General features: G+C 47.0%; 10 protein-coding genes and 1 pseudogene. 9 read left to right on the top strand and 2 right to left on the bottom strand.

Annotated elements, in window-relative coordinates:
• Positions 1-7 precede the first annotated feature (7 nt).
• Complete coding sequence (locus tag AB6805_RS03955) at positions 8-3370, bottom strand: SusC/RagA family TonB-linked outer membrane protein (RefSeq protein ID WP_370908154.1); 3363 nt, start codon at positions 3368-3370, stop codon at positions 8-10.
• Between the two features lie 378 nt (positions 3371-3748).
• Between AB6805_RS03955 and AB6805_RS03950 the strand changes: the two genes are divergently transcribed.
• The 3 genes and pseudogenes from AB6805_RS03950 to AB6805_RS03940 form a co-directional block, all read left to right on the top strand.
• Positions 3749-4330 (top strand): RNA polymerase sigma factor, encoded by a 582-nt coding sequence (locus AB6805_RS03950; RefSeq protein WP_370908153.1) that lies wholly within the window; start codon positions 3749-3751, stop codon positions 4328-4330.
• Positions 4331-4498: 168 nt separating this feature from the next.
• Positions 4499-4738, top strand: coding sequence for a hypothetical protein (locus AB6805_RS03945; RefSeq protein ID WP_370908152.1), 240 nt, complete (start codon positions 4499-4501; stop codon positions 4736-4738).
• Positions 4739-4750: 12 nt separating this feature from the next.
• Positions 4751-5146, top strand: a pseudogene (locus AB6805_RS03940) (hypothetical protein); the annotation flags it as partial.
• 207 nt (positions 5147-5353) lie between these two features.
• Here the strand turns inward: AB6805_RS03940 and AB6805_RS03935 are convergent.
• Positions 5354-7192, bottom strand: coding sequence for a hypothetical protein (locus AB6805_RS03935; RefSeq protein ID WP_370908151.1), 1839 nt, complete (start codon positions 7190-7192; stop codon positions 5354-5356).
• Between the two features lie 272 nt (positions 7193-7464).
• Between AB6805_RS03935 and AB6805_RS03930 the strand changes: the two genes are divergently transcribed.
• The 6 genes from AB6805_RS03930 (at position 7465) to AB6805_RS03905 (ending at position 16642) form a co-directional block, all read left to right on the top strand.
• Complete coding sequence (locus AB6805_RS03930) at positions 7465-8037, top strand: sigma-70 family RNA polymerase sigma factor (protein WP_370908150.1); 573 nt, start codon at positions 7465-7467, stop codon at positions 8035-8037.
• Positions 8038-8104: 67 nt separating this feature from the next.
• On the top strand, positions 8105-9145 hold the full coding sequence (locus tag AB6805_RS03925) for a FecR family protein (RefSeq protein ID WP_370908149.1): 1041 nt from the start codon (positions 8105-8107) through the stop codon (positions 9143-9145).
• Between the two features lie 177 nt (positions 9146-9322).
• Positions 9323-12496, top strand: a complete 3174-nt coding sequence (locus tag AB6805_RS03920; RefSeq protein WP_370908148.1) for a TonB-dependent receptor — start codon at positions 9323-9325, stop codon at positions 12494-12496.
• Positions 12497-12520: 24 nt separating this feature from the next.
• Entirely contained in the window at positions 12521-13921 is a 1401-nt protein-coding gene (locus AB6805_RS03915; protein ID WP_370908147.1) for a RagB/SusD family nutrient uptake outer membrane protein, read from the top strand.
• Between the two features lie 72 nt (positions 13922-13993).
• On the top strand, positions 13994-15454 hold the full coding sequence (locus tag AB6805_RS03910) for a glycoside hydrolase family 30 beta sandwich domain-containing protein (RefSeq protein ID WP_370908146.1): 1461 nt from the start codon (positions 13994-13996) through the stop codon (positions 15452-15454).
• Between the two features lie 258 nt (positions 15455-15712).
• Positions 15713-16642, top strand: a complete 930-nt coding sequence (locus AB6805_RS03905) for a zeta toxin family protein (protein ID WP_370908145.1) — start codon at positions 15713-15715, stop codon at positions 16640-16642.
• The last annotated feature ends 331 nt before the right edge of the window (positions 16643-16973 follow it).

Raw genomic sequence — 16973 nt, 5'->3', positions numbered from 1 at the left:
TTTTGGATTAGAGGCTTACTTTCAGTGAAACGGTTACCTGTTTGTTGACAGGCATTGCTACCCCGCCGGTATTATAAAATTCCGGGTCCTGCCCATGCAGGCGTTCGTCGGCGTAGATAAGCCATAAGTTGTTTCCTGTAGCCGTGAGAGATCCGCCTTTTAATCCGATGCGGCCCAGCAATGGCGCGGGGATCTGGTAACTGAGGGTCACTGATTTTAATCTTACAAATCCACCATCTGCTATGCGGTCGCTGGAAAAATTATAATTGTTATACGGATAAGCGGTATTGGCCAGCAGATCTGTTTGTGTGTAGATATCAGCAACAGAGGGGATATTTGTTTTCTTATCATCTCCCGGTAAACTCCATCTTCCTTTAAATTCATTTGGCAGTGAGTTAAAATCGGTGTAATCGGTAGTGTATACCGGTGTAAGCCTGATCTTATTTCCTGCCTGGTAAGTAATGAGTGCGCTGAGGGAGAAATCCTTATACCGGAAGGTGTTGCTCCAGCCGCCGGTAATGGTTGGATCGGCAGGGCCTTCGTACTTCAGGTATTTCACATTATGACTTTGCAGGTACACGCCGGACGATACCGTGCCGGTGTCGTTGATAAAGCGTGCCACGCCGGTGTAAGGATCCAGTCCTGCGTTTTGCAGGGAGAACAGTCCGCGTACAGGGTAGCCTTCCAGTGCGCCGCCACCTTCACCTACCAGGTCGAAGATGACCGGGTTGTTTCTGGCATTGGTGATAAGGGTATTGTTATAGCTGAAGATGAAGGTACTGGTAAGACCCACATTCTTTTGTGCGATGATTTTGCCGGTAAGAGCTATATCCACGCCATGCGATTTCATATCGGCATAGTTGGCGAATTGATTTACCTGTCCGCCTACACCCGAAGTTTTAATAAGACCAATCAGGTCAAAACTTTTTCTCCGGTAATAGTCGAAAGTAAGCCCAAGTCTTTCATCAAAAAATCCCATATCTGCCCCGAGGTCCAGTTCATATTTTTTCTCCCAGGTAAGATCCGAGTTTTCCAGCGCCTGTATGAGGATAGCGGTTTGCTGATCTACGAGATATGGCCGGGCGGTAACAAACGACCGCAGGATAGCGGTGGTATTGGTGGCTGCGCCGGTGCTGGCGTTCAGGCCATAGCTGGCTTTGAGCATCAGGTGACTGACCGCGGAAGAGTTTTTCAGGAACGCTTCCTGGTCCACATTCCAGTTGCCGGCAACGGTCCAGGTAGGCAGCCAGCGCGCACTGGGAGAGCTGCCAAGCCTGTTGGAACCATCTTCACGGACGGTGGCCTGCAGGGTGTATTTACTTTTATAGGTATAACTGGCATTGGCGTAAAAGGCGATGAACCGGTCGAAGTCGTTGCTCACACCATAGTAGGTTTGGTTTTTCTCTGTCATTTTTTTGATGAAGAGATAATCTACAAACGGAGTTCCGCCGCTGTTGTATTGATAACCCACGCCTACGTTGTTGGACGTCTGGCGGTCGGCATATTTTACTTCCTGGCCTACCAGTGCAGATACCTGGTGTTCATCGTCGTTGAACGACTGGTTATAGTTGAACTGGTTACGGAAGGTATAGTTTTTCAGTTCCACATCATTTCTCCGGTAAAATCCTCCGTAGGGCAGTACTACTACTGCCGGGTCGTTGGGGAAGTCGGGGTTTTTGTAGAGAAATGGATTCCGCTGATTGATGATGCTGTTGCCATTGGCGCGGTAGGAATTGGCTTCATTGGAATTTTCATTTGATTTATGCTCCGCACTTGTCCGTGCATAACGGATGGCACCGGTAAAATCATAATTAAAGTGAGGACTGAATTTATAATTCAGGTTACCCTGTAATCTGAAATCGATGACGTTTAGGTCTGTAAAATTATTCCTGGTTTCTTCAATGATATTAAAAGGAGCAAAGTTTCGGGTAAAGTATTCGAGCTGCCCGTTTTCATCGTACGCCCTGAGTGCCCTGCTGGTGCTGAGTGCATAGGAGAAGGGATTGATATCGAAGTCCCTGGTATAGGTGCCCTGTACTTTGTCAGATACGCGGTCTTCTGTGCCTGGTGCGCGTTGCTGGCGTACGTTACCGTTGATCTGGAGGCCATAGCTCAGTTTATTATTGGGCGTATAGTTGGCGCGCATATTCACCGTATATCGCTTCACGTTATCTGCAATGGTCCAGCCGGCGTCGTTATAGAAGCTGGTGGAGAGATACAGTTGTGATTTTTCGTTGCCGGTGGACAGGCTCAATGAGTGTTCCTGGGTGAGGGAATTACGGAACAGGATATCGAACCAGTCGGTGTTGGCGTTGGCATATTGCATGAGCCATTGCTGCCGTGCTTCCGGGGTATTCAGTACCGAAAATTTATCGCTGCCATCGGGATATTGGAGCAGGCGCCCCAGTTTTCCGTAGATGCCTGACGTACGTTCGTTGATCTGTTCGGAATACTGGAGCAGTTGTTTACGTTCCAGTTCAGCATATACCGACATCTGGTCGGCGGAGTTCATGATATCGTAGTTTTCGTAGGAGGGTTTCAGTTGTACGCCGAAGTTGCCGGTATACGCCACTGCCGCCCTGCCTGCCTTACCTTTTTTGGTGGTGATAACGATTACGCCGTTCATGGCGCGGGCGCCATAGAGCGCGGTAGCCGCCGCATCTTTCAGGATGTCGAACGTTTCAATATCGTTGGCATTCAGTCCGGCTACGGCAGACCCCAGGAGCGTATTGATATTACCGCTGGTGAGCTGTTCGTTGGATACATTTACGATATCTTCCAGTACCACGCCGTCTACCACCCACAGTGGCTTGTTTTCACCGGAGATAGAGGTAGCGCCGCGGATACGTACTTTAGGCGCAGAACCGAATGTACCGGAAACGTTTTGCACGCTTACCCCGGCAGCACGGCCCTCCAGCATACGGCTTACGTCCTGTACGCCGTCTATTTTCACATTATCCCCTTTGAGGGTAACGGCAGCGCCGGCAAATTTCTTACGGTCGATATTCTGGAAACCGGTTACTACAACGCCTCCCAGTTCTGTTACATCTTCTTCGAGGGAAATTACCAGGTTGTTGGTGGCTCTTACTTCGCGGGTTTTATAGCCTACGGCAGATATCACCAGCGTGGCGCCATCCGGTACTTCGAGGTCAAATGCACCTGCGGTGTTGGTAATAGCGCCTCTCGTAGTGCCTTTTACTTTTACCGAGGCGCCGGGTAGTGGTTCTCCTTTGTTGTTGCGGATAATGCCGTGCACAGGTGCCGCAGCTTTGACGGTTTGCCGCAGTACGCCGGGAGGGAGTTTTTCCAGGGAATCCCTGGCGCTTGCCTGCAAAGAAAGCGCGAGCAGAAAAAGGGACAGTAGCTTCATAGTTAACAGCGATTTAATTGAATATAATCCGGGCAATGTAGGGTAGGGAAACGCACCCAGCTTTCTACATCTTTTGGTTGAATGCATATGAGGCAATAAGGGTTTAATATTACATTCTGGTTGATATCACTATCGCTTCCCGGCAGTATTGATCATGGCTCCGACTTGATAAATAAAGCAAAAACTTACCGGGTATCTTATCTTCTTCAGTACTTTATCATAGTGTATAAGGCTAATTTAACTAAAATTATTATACCAGCAGGAGCAAAAAAACAGGAACGGTTAATTTCGTCCCGGCAACGGTTGTGCATTTTGCCGTAAACGATTTTTGCTGTATTTTGCCCCTTCTTATGAAACTAATCCCATTATTCCAACATCATGCATGATAATGAATTATGGTACTCCTATAAAGAAGGAGATGTAAAAGCCCTGGAAGGATTATATGAATTGTATTATTCCCCGCTCACGAACTACGGATTTAAATTTACGCCCGATAATGTATGCATAGAAGAAAGCATGCAGGATCTTTTCCTGAAGCTATGGCAAAACAGGGAGCGTATTGAAAGTCCGGCAGTGGTGAAACAGTACATGTATCTTTCTTTCCGGCGTATCCTGCTTCGGAAGCTGGATTATAATCCTTCGCGGCATGAGGAAGAGCTGAGTGGGGAACATATTCCTTTTCAACTGGAACTTATCGGCGGGCATCCGATGGTGAGGAAAGAACGTATGGAGGAACTTACCGCCAAAGTAGATATGTTGCTCTCTATTCTTACTAACCGGCAACGGGAGGCGGTATTCCTGAAATACTATGAGGATCTTTCTTACGAAGAGATCGCTGACATTATGCACATGAATGTAGTGGGCGCCTACAAGCTGATATACAGTGCACTCGAAAGTTTGCGCGAACAGTTTGGCGACTTCACTTTACTCCTGATCCTTTACGTTTTAAAACGGGCCTGAAAACTGGAACTGACAGATAAAAAACGTTGTATCACTTTTTTATTTTTGGCTGCTCGGTTTTGTTATCTTTTTTAAAACTTAACTGACTCTAAAGTGTGTTGGTGTATATAAATTGTTGATATTCAATATGTTTTTTATTTTTCAGTGATTTGAATTATAATTGCATAAATGATCTCAGATGAAATCAGACAAAAACTTCAAAATATCATTAGAGGAGATGTCCTCGAAGGGCAAGAAGATCATTGCACAACAATCAGAAATCTCCTTGTCCAAAGCTTTGGCTCAAGTCCGACTGTTAAAGGAGAATTCGAAGGTCGCTCAATTCTCAAAGAAAAGCAGGCTATCTTCCTAAAAGCTCACGTTGAAAAAAATGGTGGATGGCTAACAGCCCTACCGAAAGGAAGTTAATATTTAACCCACGGAGGTGAAGCCAAAATTTATCTTGCTCCAGATCAAAGACATGTAATCAAAATTAATGATGCTGTTTATTACGCTACCTGGTTGGAGTATTTTAATAGTCTGGTAATCCATAATATACTGTTTCCTAATACCGCCTATGAGCTGATTGGTATTACCTTCAATAAAGATGCACCGTTACTCGCTGTCCTCAAACAGCCATTTGTTGAAGGGGAGCAAGCAGACCTGACGGCAATCAAAGAACACCTCACCTATAATGGTTTTCTGAACACCAGGCGACAGGATTATTTCAATGAAGAGTTTGGGTTGATATTAGAAGACATGCATGATGAAAACGTTATCGCAAAGAATGACGTACTTTTTTTTATTGACACTGTTTTTTACATTTTAGCGAAATAATTTGTGAATAAAAGGCGGCCCTTTTTAAAAGGCCTAAAAAAGTATCTTGAAACAAGAAAGATAATCGGCTATACGGAATCTGGTTTGAAAAAAACTTCATACAAATCAAATAAAATGGGGGCAGTTCATAAATCATGAACTGCCCCATTTTTGCAACTTAATTAAATGGACCTTTTCTGAGCCGCCCTTTTAAGACAGCTTTTGTGTTTAAGCTGTTTTGCAGAAAGCAATATGATCATGTACCTGTGGTATTTTCTGGTAGCCGTTGGTAAGACCTAATTGCAGATCCAGCCAGAGAATATACGCGCAGGGTTCCATTCCGGCGGTAGAAAATACCAGGCTGTTGTTATGGTATTCTGCTGCTGCTGGTGGTGGTCCGCCGTGGAAGGATGCCGGGAGTACCGGGTTGCCTTCAAAGCGGAGGGTGAATGCCTCGATATGCGGGTGGGCAATAGTGTATTGCGCGGTAACGGTGGTGGTGATGCCTCCGCAACCATGGCCGCTGCCGGTAGTTTCCCCAATTTCGAGCATGGCTGCTGCGAGGATATTTTCATCGCCCGTGTAGCCCCATCCCGGGTGTCTTCTTTGTTTATAATTTACATTGGACACGACTATTTTTTCCAGTGTATTGATAGCGGTGAGTGTAGTGGTGCCAACTTTTCTTGCTTCGAAGATAATTTTGAAAGTATGGATGCCTGCTCTTTGTGCAGGTGGTACGGCGTTGCCGGCCACGAGTACAGCGGGGGCGGTGAGATCGAAATTATCCCTTGCGAAGGTGGTGCCGGCGGCATTGAGCGCCAGCTGGGAAGTGTTGAGGATAGCCAGTACACCATTAGTAGGGGTGAAGATACCGGTGGTTAAGTTATTGCCGCGTGGTACCGGGATCCACACTTCTCCGGCGCCGTTGATGGCCGGGGTAACAATGACCGCGTCGTGTGTCCAGGTGGTGGGGCCGGTTTGTTTCAGCAGTTCACCGATCTTGAATGGCAGCAGGGCGCTGAGTACCTGTGTGGCGCTGAGTTCGTAGCTGGTATCGGCGTTGATGATGCGGAAGCGGTATTCCATTTCATTGGAGTTGGTGCCGCTGGGCAGGGTGCCGTTAAGATCGAGCGCACCGTAGAAAGAAAGACGGGGCACATCTGTAGTATAACCCTGTGCATCAAACTGGGCGCCGGTAGGGCCTATGTCGTAGGCGCCTACTCTTTCAAAGAGGGCTGGTACTTCGTTGTTCGGCGTGATATCATCCGGTACGCAGAGTTCTATGCAGAAGCAGGGGCCGCGGTTGGTACGGTCGGCGCGATGCCCTACGCTGCGGTCCTCTTTCAGCAATACGGCGCCGGATACGGGTTCGGTAATGCTGAAATAGAGATCGGGTCCTGCCGGCCATTCCACATTGAGCCAGGGCGACAGCAGCGTTTGGCTGAAGTCGACCATGGTATAATCTATCCGGAAATGCCCGGTAGCATCGGTGAGCTGGCTGCCGAGCGGGTCATCCTGGAGCCAGTCTACATCAAAAGCGGCTACGCGCAGGCCTTCGAGGGGTTTCTGGGTTTTACAGTTGATCACGCGGCCGCAGATGACCCATGCATCGTATTTAGCGCGGATGAGACACCACCAGCGGTTGGGGATTACATAATCCCAGGCGGCGAAGAAATCATTTTCCTGTCCGCGCCACCGTGGCTGGAGGGTGGTGATGTGAAACTGCAGGGTGGGCAGTTTGCCGGGGTAAGGTTTGGGGCGTGGCACATTGCCGCATTCGAAGTCGATTTCGAAGGCTTCACCTTCATATTTACTTTCCTTTCCAAGAGAAAAGGCGAAGTTGCCTTCCGCATCGGTGAGGGCTTCTGCCAGCAGGTTGCCGGCTTTCTTTTTGGCTTCTTCTGCAGATACTTCATGGAAGGTTTCCTTCTCTGCAGCAGTAGCCTGCAGTACAACTTCCCGGGAAACGGCGGCCCGGTAAAGCCGGATCTTAACATTGGCAATGGCTTCTATGCAATATTTATCGCACAGGAGGCCCTTTAAATTGCCTTTGAACTGGTAGCTCATGACATTATTTTTTGGGGTTATTTTAAATCGGAAGCAGTTGCTTTTGGGGTGTTCTTCATTAGAATTTTTTGGGGACTGTTTGTGCTGTTATAATGGCCCCTGCTTCTTTAACAAATCTCCACCTAAATTCCTTCGTTATCAAGAGGATAAGTGCGGGAAATGCCAAATGCGTATATATCGCGCGGTGGCGGGAATGCGCTGATAAATGGAAAGGTATTTTGGGCATCCGGGATAAAAGCGCTTATTTTGCCGGTTAGGTTTGGTAGAGCAACATGAAAGAAGATAGCAGCAATTATTCCCTGTATGATGAGGAGGATTTGGTGACAGCTTTCCAGGTGAGTGAGGATATGCGTGCGTTTGAAGAAATCTATAAAAGATTTTGGTTCAAACTGTACAGCGCTGCTGTGAAGCGCACGAGTTCCCAGCACGAGGCGGAAGAGCTGATCCAGACCATTTTTGAGCGGTTGTGGACCAACCGGCGCAAGGTGGTGATCCATAATATAGGCGCTTACCTGGCTGTTTCGCTCAGAAATAGCCTGCACGATTCCCAGCGCAGGAAGATGACGGCAGAAAAATACATGGAAACACTGGACACCGATCCATTGGTAAATACAACGGAAGAAGATGTGAACAGGGAGCTTCTCCTGAAAGACATCGAAAAAACGTTGCGGGAGCTGCCGGAGAAAACCCAGGCCGTTTTCCGGTTGAGCCGTTTTGAAAATAAGTCGGTCCGCGAAATAGCAGGCAACCTCGATCTCACCGAAAAGGCCGTGGAATATCATATCACAAAGGCTATAAAACTGCTGCGGCAGCGGCTCCGCGGCTATATGTCTTCCTTCCTGTAAAATTCTTTAAATTTTTTTTAGGGGTTTAATTCAGTTATGCGTCAATGTAATCAGATAAACTGATTCCATGAGCCAATATGAATTCGACGACCTGCTTGAAAAATATCTTTCGGGGCAATGCACCCCGCAGGAGGAAAAACTGGTATTGGCCTGGTACCGTTCATTTATCAACGAAAGTGAAATAGAGATATCTGCAGAAGAAAAGCAACGGATTGAAAGCCGGATCTGGTCCAATGTAACTGCCACCGTTGGCAGTGGGGAACCGGAAACCCCGGTAGTGCGGATGTGGCCCCGGCAGGTAGCGCGGTTGGCTATTGCGGGCTGCTTCTTACTGGCCGTTACAAGCGCCTGGTATTGGTGGTCGCAGCAACGGACCATTACGCCAAAGAATATATTTACACAGGAGCCTATCCCGGGAGGATATGTATCCGTTTTCAATGAAACAGACAACAACCGGGAAGTGGCGCTGAGTGACGGATCGGAGGTGAGGCTGGAACCGGGGAGCATTGTGTATTATCCGCCTGCATTCAGTGGTCATACAAGAGATGTATACCTCAGCGGAAATGCTTTTTTCCGGATAGCGCACGATGCCAGCAGGCATTTCATCGTACACACCAGCGAAGGAGTGCTGGCAGAGGTATTGGGAACCAGTTTTTATGTGAGCCACGACAAAGTAAGTCATAAAGTAGAAGTAGCCGTGGTAACCGGGAAAGTATCTGTTTATGAGCGGAAGAAGAAGAATGATACTTTATTTACCGCATCTGCCAACAGCATTATTATTACACCCAACCAGAAGGTTACGTATAAAACAGAAAATAACCAGTTCACCACCTCGCTGGTAGACGATCCAAAGCCGGTTACAGCACCGGAAAAGCAGCCCACGTTCAGTTATGAAGATGCTTCGCTGGAAGAGGTATTAAAGGCTTTGGAAGATACTTATGCCATTACCATTGAAACAGATAACGGGCAATTCAGCCGTTGTCATTTTACAGGAGATATCACAAAACAACATCTATACGAGAAGCTGGACATTATTTGCCAATCTGTTCAGGCTTCATATGAAGTAAAGGGTACCACCATTTATATAAAAGGGAAAGGATGTAATTAATGAACATATTATAAAAGTCACCAAAAGAAAAAACTGGTAATGTGGGGCATTACCAGTTTAGTAAAATTAACCGTTTGCCGCGGTTAAAATGCGCTATGTCCGCAAACTTTCAATTAACGAAACAAAGCCACACAAGTTATGAAAAAAAAGCGATTCGCTGCCGTAATCTACTACGTTATGAGATTAACTGCTGTTCAACTTATTCTTGCTTCCGTTTTTTCACTGTCGCTGTACGCCAATAAGGTGAACTCACAGTCTGTGCTGGAAAAACCGATCTCCATTTCGGCAGAGCAAACTTCCGTGAGGAAGCTGCTGAACCAGATCCGGACCCAGACGGGCGTGAATTTCGCCTATAGCAGCGATATGGTGGATGTAAACCGGAAGGTATCCGTAGAGCTGAAATCCAGACAGCTGAAGGAGTTTTTTGATGATATTTTAAAGCCTATGGGCATCGACTTTAAGGTGATCGACAGCCAGCAGATCCTGCTGTTCCTCACACCTGCCGATGGCCGTCAGAATATAGTGGTAACCGGTGTGGTAAACGGTGAAGACGGTTTACCGGTGCCCGGCGCTACCGTGAGAGTAAAAGGCAGCACTACTGGCACCACCACCTCTCCCGATGGTAAATTCACCCTGCCGGTTCCCGACAAACAAGCCGTGCTGGTGATTTCGTTTATTGGTTACCAGCCGCAGGAAGTGGTGGTAGGCGAACAAACGCATATCACCGTAAAGCTGACCGCAGAAAACAGTAAGCTGAATGAAGTGGTGGTAGTGGGTTATGGTACCCAGCGGAAGAAAGATATTACCGGTGCAGTATCTGTTGTGAAAGCAGATGCTTTTGAAAGCAGACCCATTGTAAGCGCCGCAGCAGGCTTACAGGGCCAGGCCGCCGGTGTAACCGTTACCGCGCCTTCCGGCAAACCCGGAGCAGGACTGAACGTGAGCATCCGTGGTAATACCTCCCTGAATGCCAGCAATAACCCGCTGTTTGTAGTAGACGGGGTGATTGTGCCAAACATTGACTTCCTGAATCCGAGCGATATTGAAAGTTTCTCTGTGCTGAAAGATGCGTCTTCCGCCGCTATCTATGGCGCCAGCGGAGCGAACGGCGTGGTGCTCGTTACCACTAAAAAAGGAACCAGCCAGTCGAAAGTATTTGTAAACGCCTATACCGGTATGTCCAATTTCGCTAAGAAAATGGATGTACTGAATACCGCCCAATACCAAACGCTGATGGGCGAGCTGGGCATCACTGATCCTAATAACCTGAACACCGACTGGCAGAAAGAAACATTTAAAACCGGCCGTGAGCAGAATATCCAGGTAGGTGTTTCCGGTGGTACCGAGAAAGGACATTACTATGTGTCCGGCGGTTACCAGAAACAAAAAGGAGTGGTAGCGCCGGCAGATTATGACCGTTACTCTGTAAGGGCCAACATCGATAACAGAGTGAAAGACTGGCTGACACTGGCCTCCAACCTGTCGTTCAACAGATCCGTTTACGTAGATGTGCCGGATAACAGTGGCGTAGCGAGAGGAGGCACGATCCTGTCGGCCTTAACATCACCGCCCACCATCGGTATTTATAACGCAGATGGCACCTATACATCTAACCCAAATAACAAAAGCTGGCAGAATCCTATCGCCTATGCTTTTGCGCCACAGCAGAAAGCCATCAACAACCGTTTCCTGGGCAATGTAAGCGCGGACTTCACCATCCTGCCGGAACTGCATTTCCGCTCCAACCTCGGTGCGGAATCGGAAGGCTACCGTTATGATTATTTCCTGGATCCTTATTCTACTGATTACGGCGCGAAGGAAAAAATTGGTTATGGTAAATCCCAGTCGATCGAGCGTTTTGTATGGTTATGGGAAAACACCGTGAGCTATAACAAACAGTTTGGCAAACACAATGTGGGCGCTATGGTTGGTCATACCATGCAGGAATCTGATTATAATTTCACCGATGATATTGCCAAAGGATATACCAGTGATAAGATACCCACGCTGACAGGTTCCACTATCCGTGAAAAACAGGAGGTGACTAAAAGTCAATGGGGCAAACGTTCTTACCTGGGTCGCCTGAATTATGGTTATGCCGATAAATACCTGTTCACCGCTACCATGCGATATGATGGCTCGTCGAGGTTTGCACCCGATGCACGTTACGGATGGTTCCCGTCTGTATCAGCAGCATGGCGTATTTCCAATGAAGACTTCTTCAGCAAAGACGGTATCGTAAATGACCTGAAAATCCGCGCAGGCTGGGGTAAAACAGGAAACGACGGTATCGGGGATTACGACTGGCGCCGGCTGTTCACCAGCAATGGCACCGGTGGTTTGAACTTCACCAACCTGCCAAAGAATGACCTGACCTGGGAAAAAACTACCCAGAGCAACGTGGGCGTGGACCTGAGTATCCTGAACAGTCGCATCAACATCACCGCTGACGCCTATATCAAGAAAACCAACGACCTGTTGGTGGATATCCAGCCACCCGCCAGTTCCGGCTTTGGTACCCAACGTTACAATGTGGGCAGCATAGAAAATAAAGGAGTGGAACTGAGTGTGAATGCACTGATCATCGATAAAGAAGTGAAATGGAATGCGAATGGTAATATTTCCATGAACCGCAATAAGGTCCTGAACCTCGGTCCTACACCAAGTTTAGGTTATGGAGATGTGTATGAAAGAGGTAACGCTATCCGCGTAGAACCGGGTCATCCCCTCGGTGCATTTTATGGTTACGTGGCACAGGGCGTTGATCCTGCTACCGGTAACATGATTTACGCAGACCTGGATGGCGACAAGAAATTATCCGATGGCGACCGCACCTGGATTGGCAATGCGCAACCCGACTTCATCTATGGTTTCACAAATAGCATCAGTTACAAAGGCTTCGACCTGAATCTTTTCTTCCAGGGTATCCAGGGCAACGAGATCTTCAACGCCACCCGTATGGAACTGGAAGGTTTGTATGACTCCAAGAACCAAAGCACCGCAGTATTGCGCCGCTGGAAACAGGCAGGAGATGTTACAGATATTCCAAAAGCTGAAAAAGGAAATACCATCAACAGTGCGTCGTCTTCCCGCTTCGTGGAAAACGGTTCTTACCTGCGCCTGAAGTCAGCTACGCTGAGCTATAAATTTTCAAATGATCTGTTGAAACATATCGGCGTTGGCCGTTTGAATGTGTATGTGACAGGACAAAACCTGCTGACATTTACCAGGTACAAAGGACTGGATCCGGAGGTGAGCAAGGATGCTGCCAACGGTCCGGCTATGGGTATCGATTATGGAACCTATCCACAATCACGCGCCTTTATCTTTGGTTTGAATGCTGAGTTTTAGTCTTAACAATTAATTATTCCAAGTATGAAACAATTCACTTCTTATATAGCTACCGGTTTTCTCAGCGTGTCTTTGTTGTCATCCTGCACAAAGGATCTGCTGGACAAGAAGCCAATTTCCCAGTCGGAAACTGCCACTGCAGAGTCGCTGCTGCTGGGCGCCTACGATAATATGTATGACGAGTATTACACCTCCGATTTCCTGACCAACGGAGATATATCGGCAGATAATGGTTACGCAGGTGGTGACAACGCAGCAAACTTTTCCATTGATAAGTTCACCGTTAATTCCATCAACGGTAACGTGAAAAGAGACTGGAAATACCTGTACACCGATATAAAAAACTGTAACCTGATCCTCAGCATCACCCCCACCACGGATGACAAAGGATTAACCCCTGAACGCCGCGAGGAGATCATGGGAGAGGCATCTTTCCTGCGCGCATGGCATTACTTTAACCTGATCAGAAGCTGGAAGGAAATCCCGATCATCACTGCTATTCCAACAGACCTGCAAAGTATGTATGTGGCTAAAAAGCCTGCGGAAGAAGTATATGCGCTGATCATTCAGGACCTGGAATATGCATTGACCCGTGTCCGTGATAATCCGCCTGCAGGTAACAAAGGGATTGTGGCGAAAGGCGCCGTGAATGCTTTGCTGGCAAAAGTATATGCACAAAAACCAAACCCCGACTGGAACAAAGTGGTTACCTACTGTGATGCTGTAACCGCCGGTGGTTACGACCTGGTGCCGGATTTTGCTACCCTGTTTACCGTAGCAGGAAAGAATAATATCGAGTCCATCTGGGAAACACAGTTTGATGGTGTTTTACACCAGAACTGGGTAACGGGTATGAATACACCGTTTATGTGGGGCGACTGGAAAAAGTTCAATATTCCTTCCCATACGATCGTAGCTGCCTTTGATGCAGAAGGCGACGCAGTGCGGAAAGCGGCCAGCATTAAATTCGTGAATGTTTCCTGGACCGATGACTATTGGAAACAACCAGTTCCGGTGATCTATAAATACAATGATGCCGATGGTAAAAGCAATACTTACCGCCTTCGTTATGCCGACATCCTGTTGCTGAAAGCAGAAGCGTTAACAGAGCTGAACAAGCTGGATAACACTACCAACGGGGCACAATACTATATCAATAAAATCAGGCATCGTGCGAAGCTGGGCGACACCCCTGCCAGAACACAGGCAGCACTGCGCCTGGCAGTGGAGAAGGAAAGACAATTGGAACTGGCATTTGAAGGCCACCGCTGGTATGATTTGCTCCGCACCAACCGCGCTATCCCGGTAATGAATGCACAGAAAGACGGCAACGGCAACAACCTGAACTACAATGTAACTACGGATAAATTGTATTTCCCTATCTCCCAGGACGAAATAGACAGCAATCCTAACATCAATAAGTAAGTGCAATTATAAAAATGAAAACGGAACAGGAGCCTGGATAACACCAGGCTCTTTGTTTAAATACCCTTTCATATGCAAAAAATATTTCGCCCTATATTATTTGCCGGCGGTCTTGCGCTGGCGCTCTTTGCCTGCTCCGGCAGTAAAGGCATTACACAGCCCTTAACACCGGTAGATACCAGTGGCGCTAACGGCGCCGCAGTTAACTGGTGGGTTACCACCGGGGATCAGCAAAGCCTGCTGAAACCAGGAAGCGGGCTGCCGGTATTCAGTAGCCCCAACGCTAATGGTTACACGACAATTGAAGTGGACAGCAGCACAGCTTTCCAGGAAGTAGATGGCTTTGGCTACACCCTTACCGGCGGGAGCGCACAACTGATCAATGCCATGAATGCTACTGCGAAGCAGCAACTGTTACAGGAGCTGTTTGGCAATACCGCTAACAGCATTGGCATCAGTTACCTGCGCATCAGCATAGGCGCCTCTGATCTGAATGCCATGCCTTTTACCTATAATGATGTACCGGCAGGACAAACCGATCTGTCATTGACGCATTTTTCCCTGGATGCAGATATGTCCGCGGGCACAGGTTTGATCCCTTTGCTGAAAGAAATACTGTTGATCAATCCGCAGCTGAAAATACTCGCAACGCCATGGAGTCCACCGGTATGGATGAAGGACAATGGTTCTTTTAAAGGAGGCGTCCTGCAAGCAAAATACTACGAAGTGTATGCACAATACCTGGTGAAATACCTGCAGCAGATGAAAGCAGCCGGTGTTACTATTGATGCCATCACACCACAAAATGAACCACTGAATCCCGACAATAATCCCAGTCTGAAAATGGCGGCGGAAGCGCAGCGCGACTTTATCAAAAACAATCTGGGGCCGGCCTTTGCGGCGGCAGGAATCGCCACCAAAATTATTGTATACGATCACAACTGCGATCACCCGGATTATCCGCTGACCATCCTCGCCGATGCAGCGGCCGCGAAGTTTGTGCATGGCAGTGCCTTTCACCTCTATGCAGGCGACATCAGCGCGTTATCTACTGTTCACGCCGCGGCGCCTGAAAAGGCCTTGTATTTTACCGAGCAATGGACCAGTGCTACCGGCGGTTTCGACGGCGATCTGAAATGGCATATAAAAAATGTGATCATCGGGAGCATGCGTAATTATAGTCGTACTGCGCTGGAATGGAACCTGGCCAACGATCCTGATTACGGTCCGCATACCCCCGGCGGCTGCACTGAATGCAAAGGTGCGGTTACCATCAGCGGCAGCAATGTTACGCGGAATGTGGCCTACTATATCATTGCACATGCATCCAAATTTGTACCTGCGGGTTCTGTAAGGATTGGCAGCAACAGTGGCGGGAATTTATACAGTGTGGCCTTTAAACGCCCCGACGGAAAAAAGGCGCTGATTGTATTGAATGATAATAATGCTGCTGCTTCTTTTAACCTGAAGTACCAGGGGAAGCAGGTGGTGCCTGTTTTACCTGCCGGCAGTGTGGCTACTTTTGTGTGGTAATTTATTTTTCGGAGTTATGAAAGATGATCAGTTTCTACTGGTCATCTTTTTTTTGTTAATCATTTTCTTTTAACCTGTTCTTTACGGATGTTTTGTATCGGAAAGATACATTTGTTGGCGTATTGTTTAACCCATAAGAACCTGGTGGGAAGCGGGAGGTTGGATGTACGCCGGGACTGAAAGGGGATGCAACACCGGAAGTTCACTGAATGAGTATGCAGGTTAAGTGGGTAATGTATCTGAAAATGTATCTAGTTAATGAGTCAGAAATATTCGAGGGTTTTAATAGAAGAGAAACAAGTTGAGTTTTTTTTAAGGCATGTCCTTGATTTTGATCCGTCTGGTTTAGATGGAATTATTCCGGGCATAGTTGAGGGCGAAATCGGCATATTGAATGTGCCATATGAAATGCAGACATATTCCGGAACTAAATACCGGGACAAAAGGTTTTTTGATGAGCCCTCCAGGGAGGCTTTGAGAGCTTTAATCGTTGATGAATTATTGTCAGAGACGAGATTAATTAATGATGAGGACATTTGCCTGGGGAAAGGTGGAGCTCTTCCCGTTGGAGGCATTGTCAGGAATAAGAAGGCATATATTCTGATTGGGTTACCAGCTTCTGGGAAATCGTCTATTGCATGTCTTGTGGCTGATAATTTTGGCGCGATAATTTTAGACGCAGACTTTGCAAAGCGGAAACTACCGGAATATTCAAAATATCCATTTGGTGCATCCCTGGTACATGAGGAATCGAGTAAGATTATTTCGAATCCAAATCCGGAAGTACCCTCTTTGACACTGAAGTCCATTGATTTGGGCTATAACATTCTTTTGCCGAAAATTGGGCAGGATGTAAATGCAATAATTGACTTGGCGGAATTTTTACATTTCAAACAATATGAAGTGCATTTAACTTTAGTTTCCCTTTTGAGACACAAGGCAACTGTTCGTGCAATTCATAGATTTTATGAAACAAAAAGGTACGTTCCTATCGGATTGATATTTGACGGCTATGGAAATGATCCATGCCTAACGTACTATTTGATAAAAAATAAGTTATATAGTTTTATTTCCAGTTATGGTGCAATTTCTACAGACGTTCCTAAAGGGCAGCTACCCTATTGTATCGATTTATTGAATGATAACCCTGCAAAACTGTTCGAATTCCGTGGAAATATCTTAATTTAGTTCAGTATGAAAAGGAAATACCTTGCAAAATCCGGGAGAACAAAGAAAGTTGATATCCTTTCAAAGAAAATGAGAATTATATTGGGGTCTAAGGAAAAGGACCTACGGAAAGGGGATGATCTATATCAACGGTATTCTTCAATTATGTCGTATTACTATAATTCGGAAGCCTCAGAAATCAGGGATTTAATTAATGCAGGCAACACCACAAGGAATATTTAGTAATTGCAACAATATTTTATTCATGTAAGGATTTTCTGCACAGGAGAATCCTTACTTATTTTGCAACCGTCCATTTCCGGACACCCCCTGTCTTAAATCCGGACAAATT

The sequence above is a fragment of the Chitinophaga sp. RCC_12 genome (assembly GCF_041360695.1).
GTDB lineage: Bacteria > Bacteroidota > Bacteroidia > Chitinophagales > Chitinophagaceae > Chitinophaga.
The sequence above is the reverse complement of the archived record's forward strand: the minus strand, read 5'-3'. Positions and strand labels throughout refer to the sequence as shown.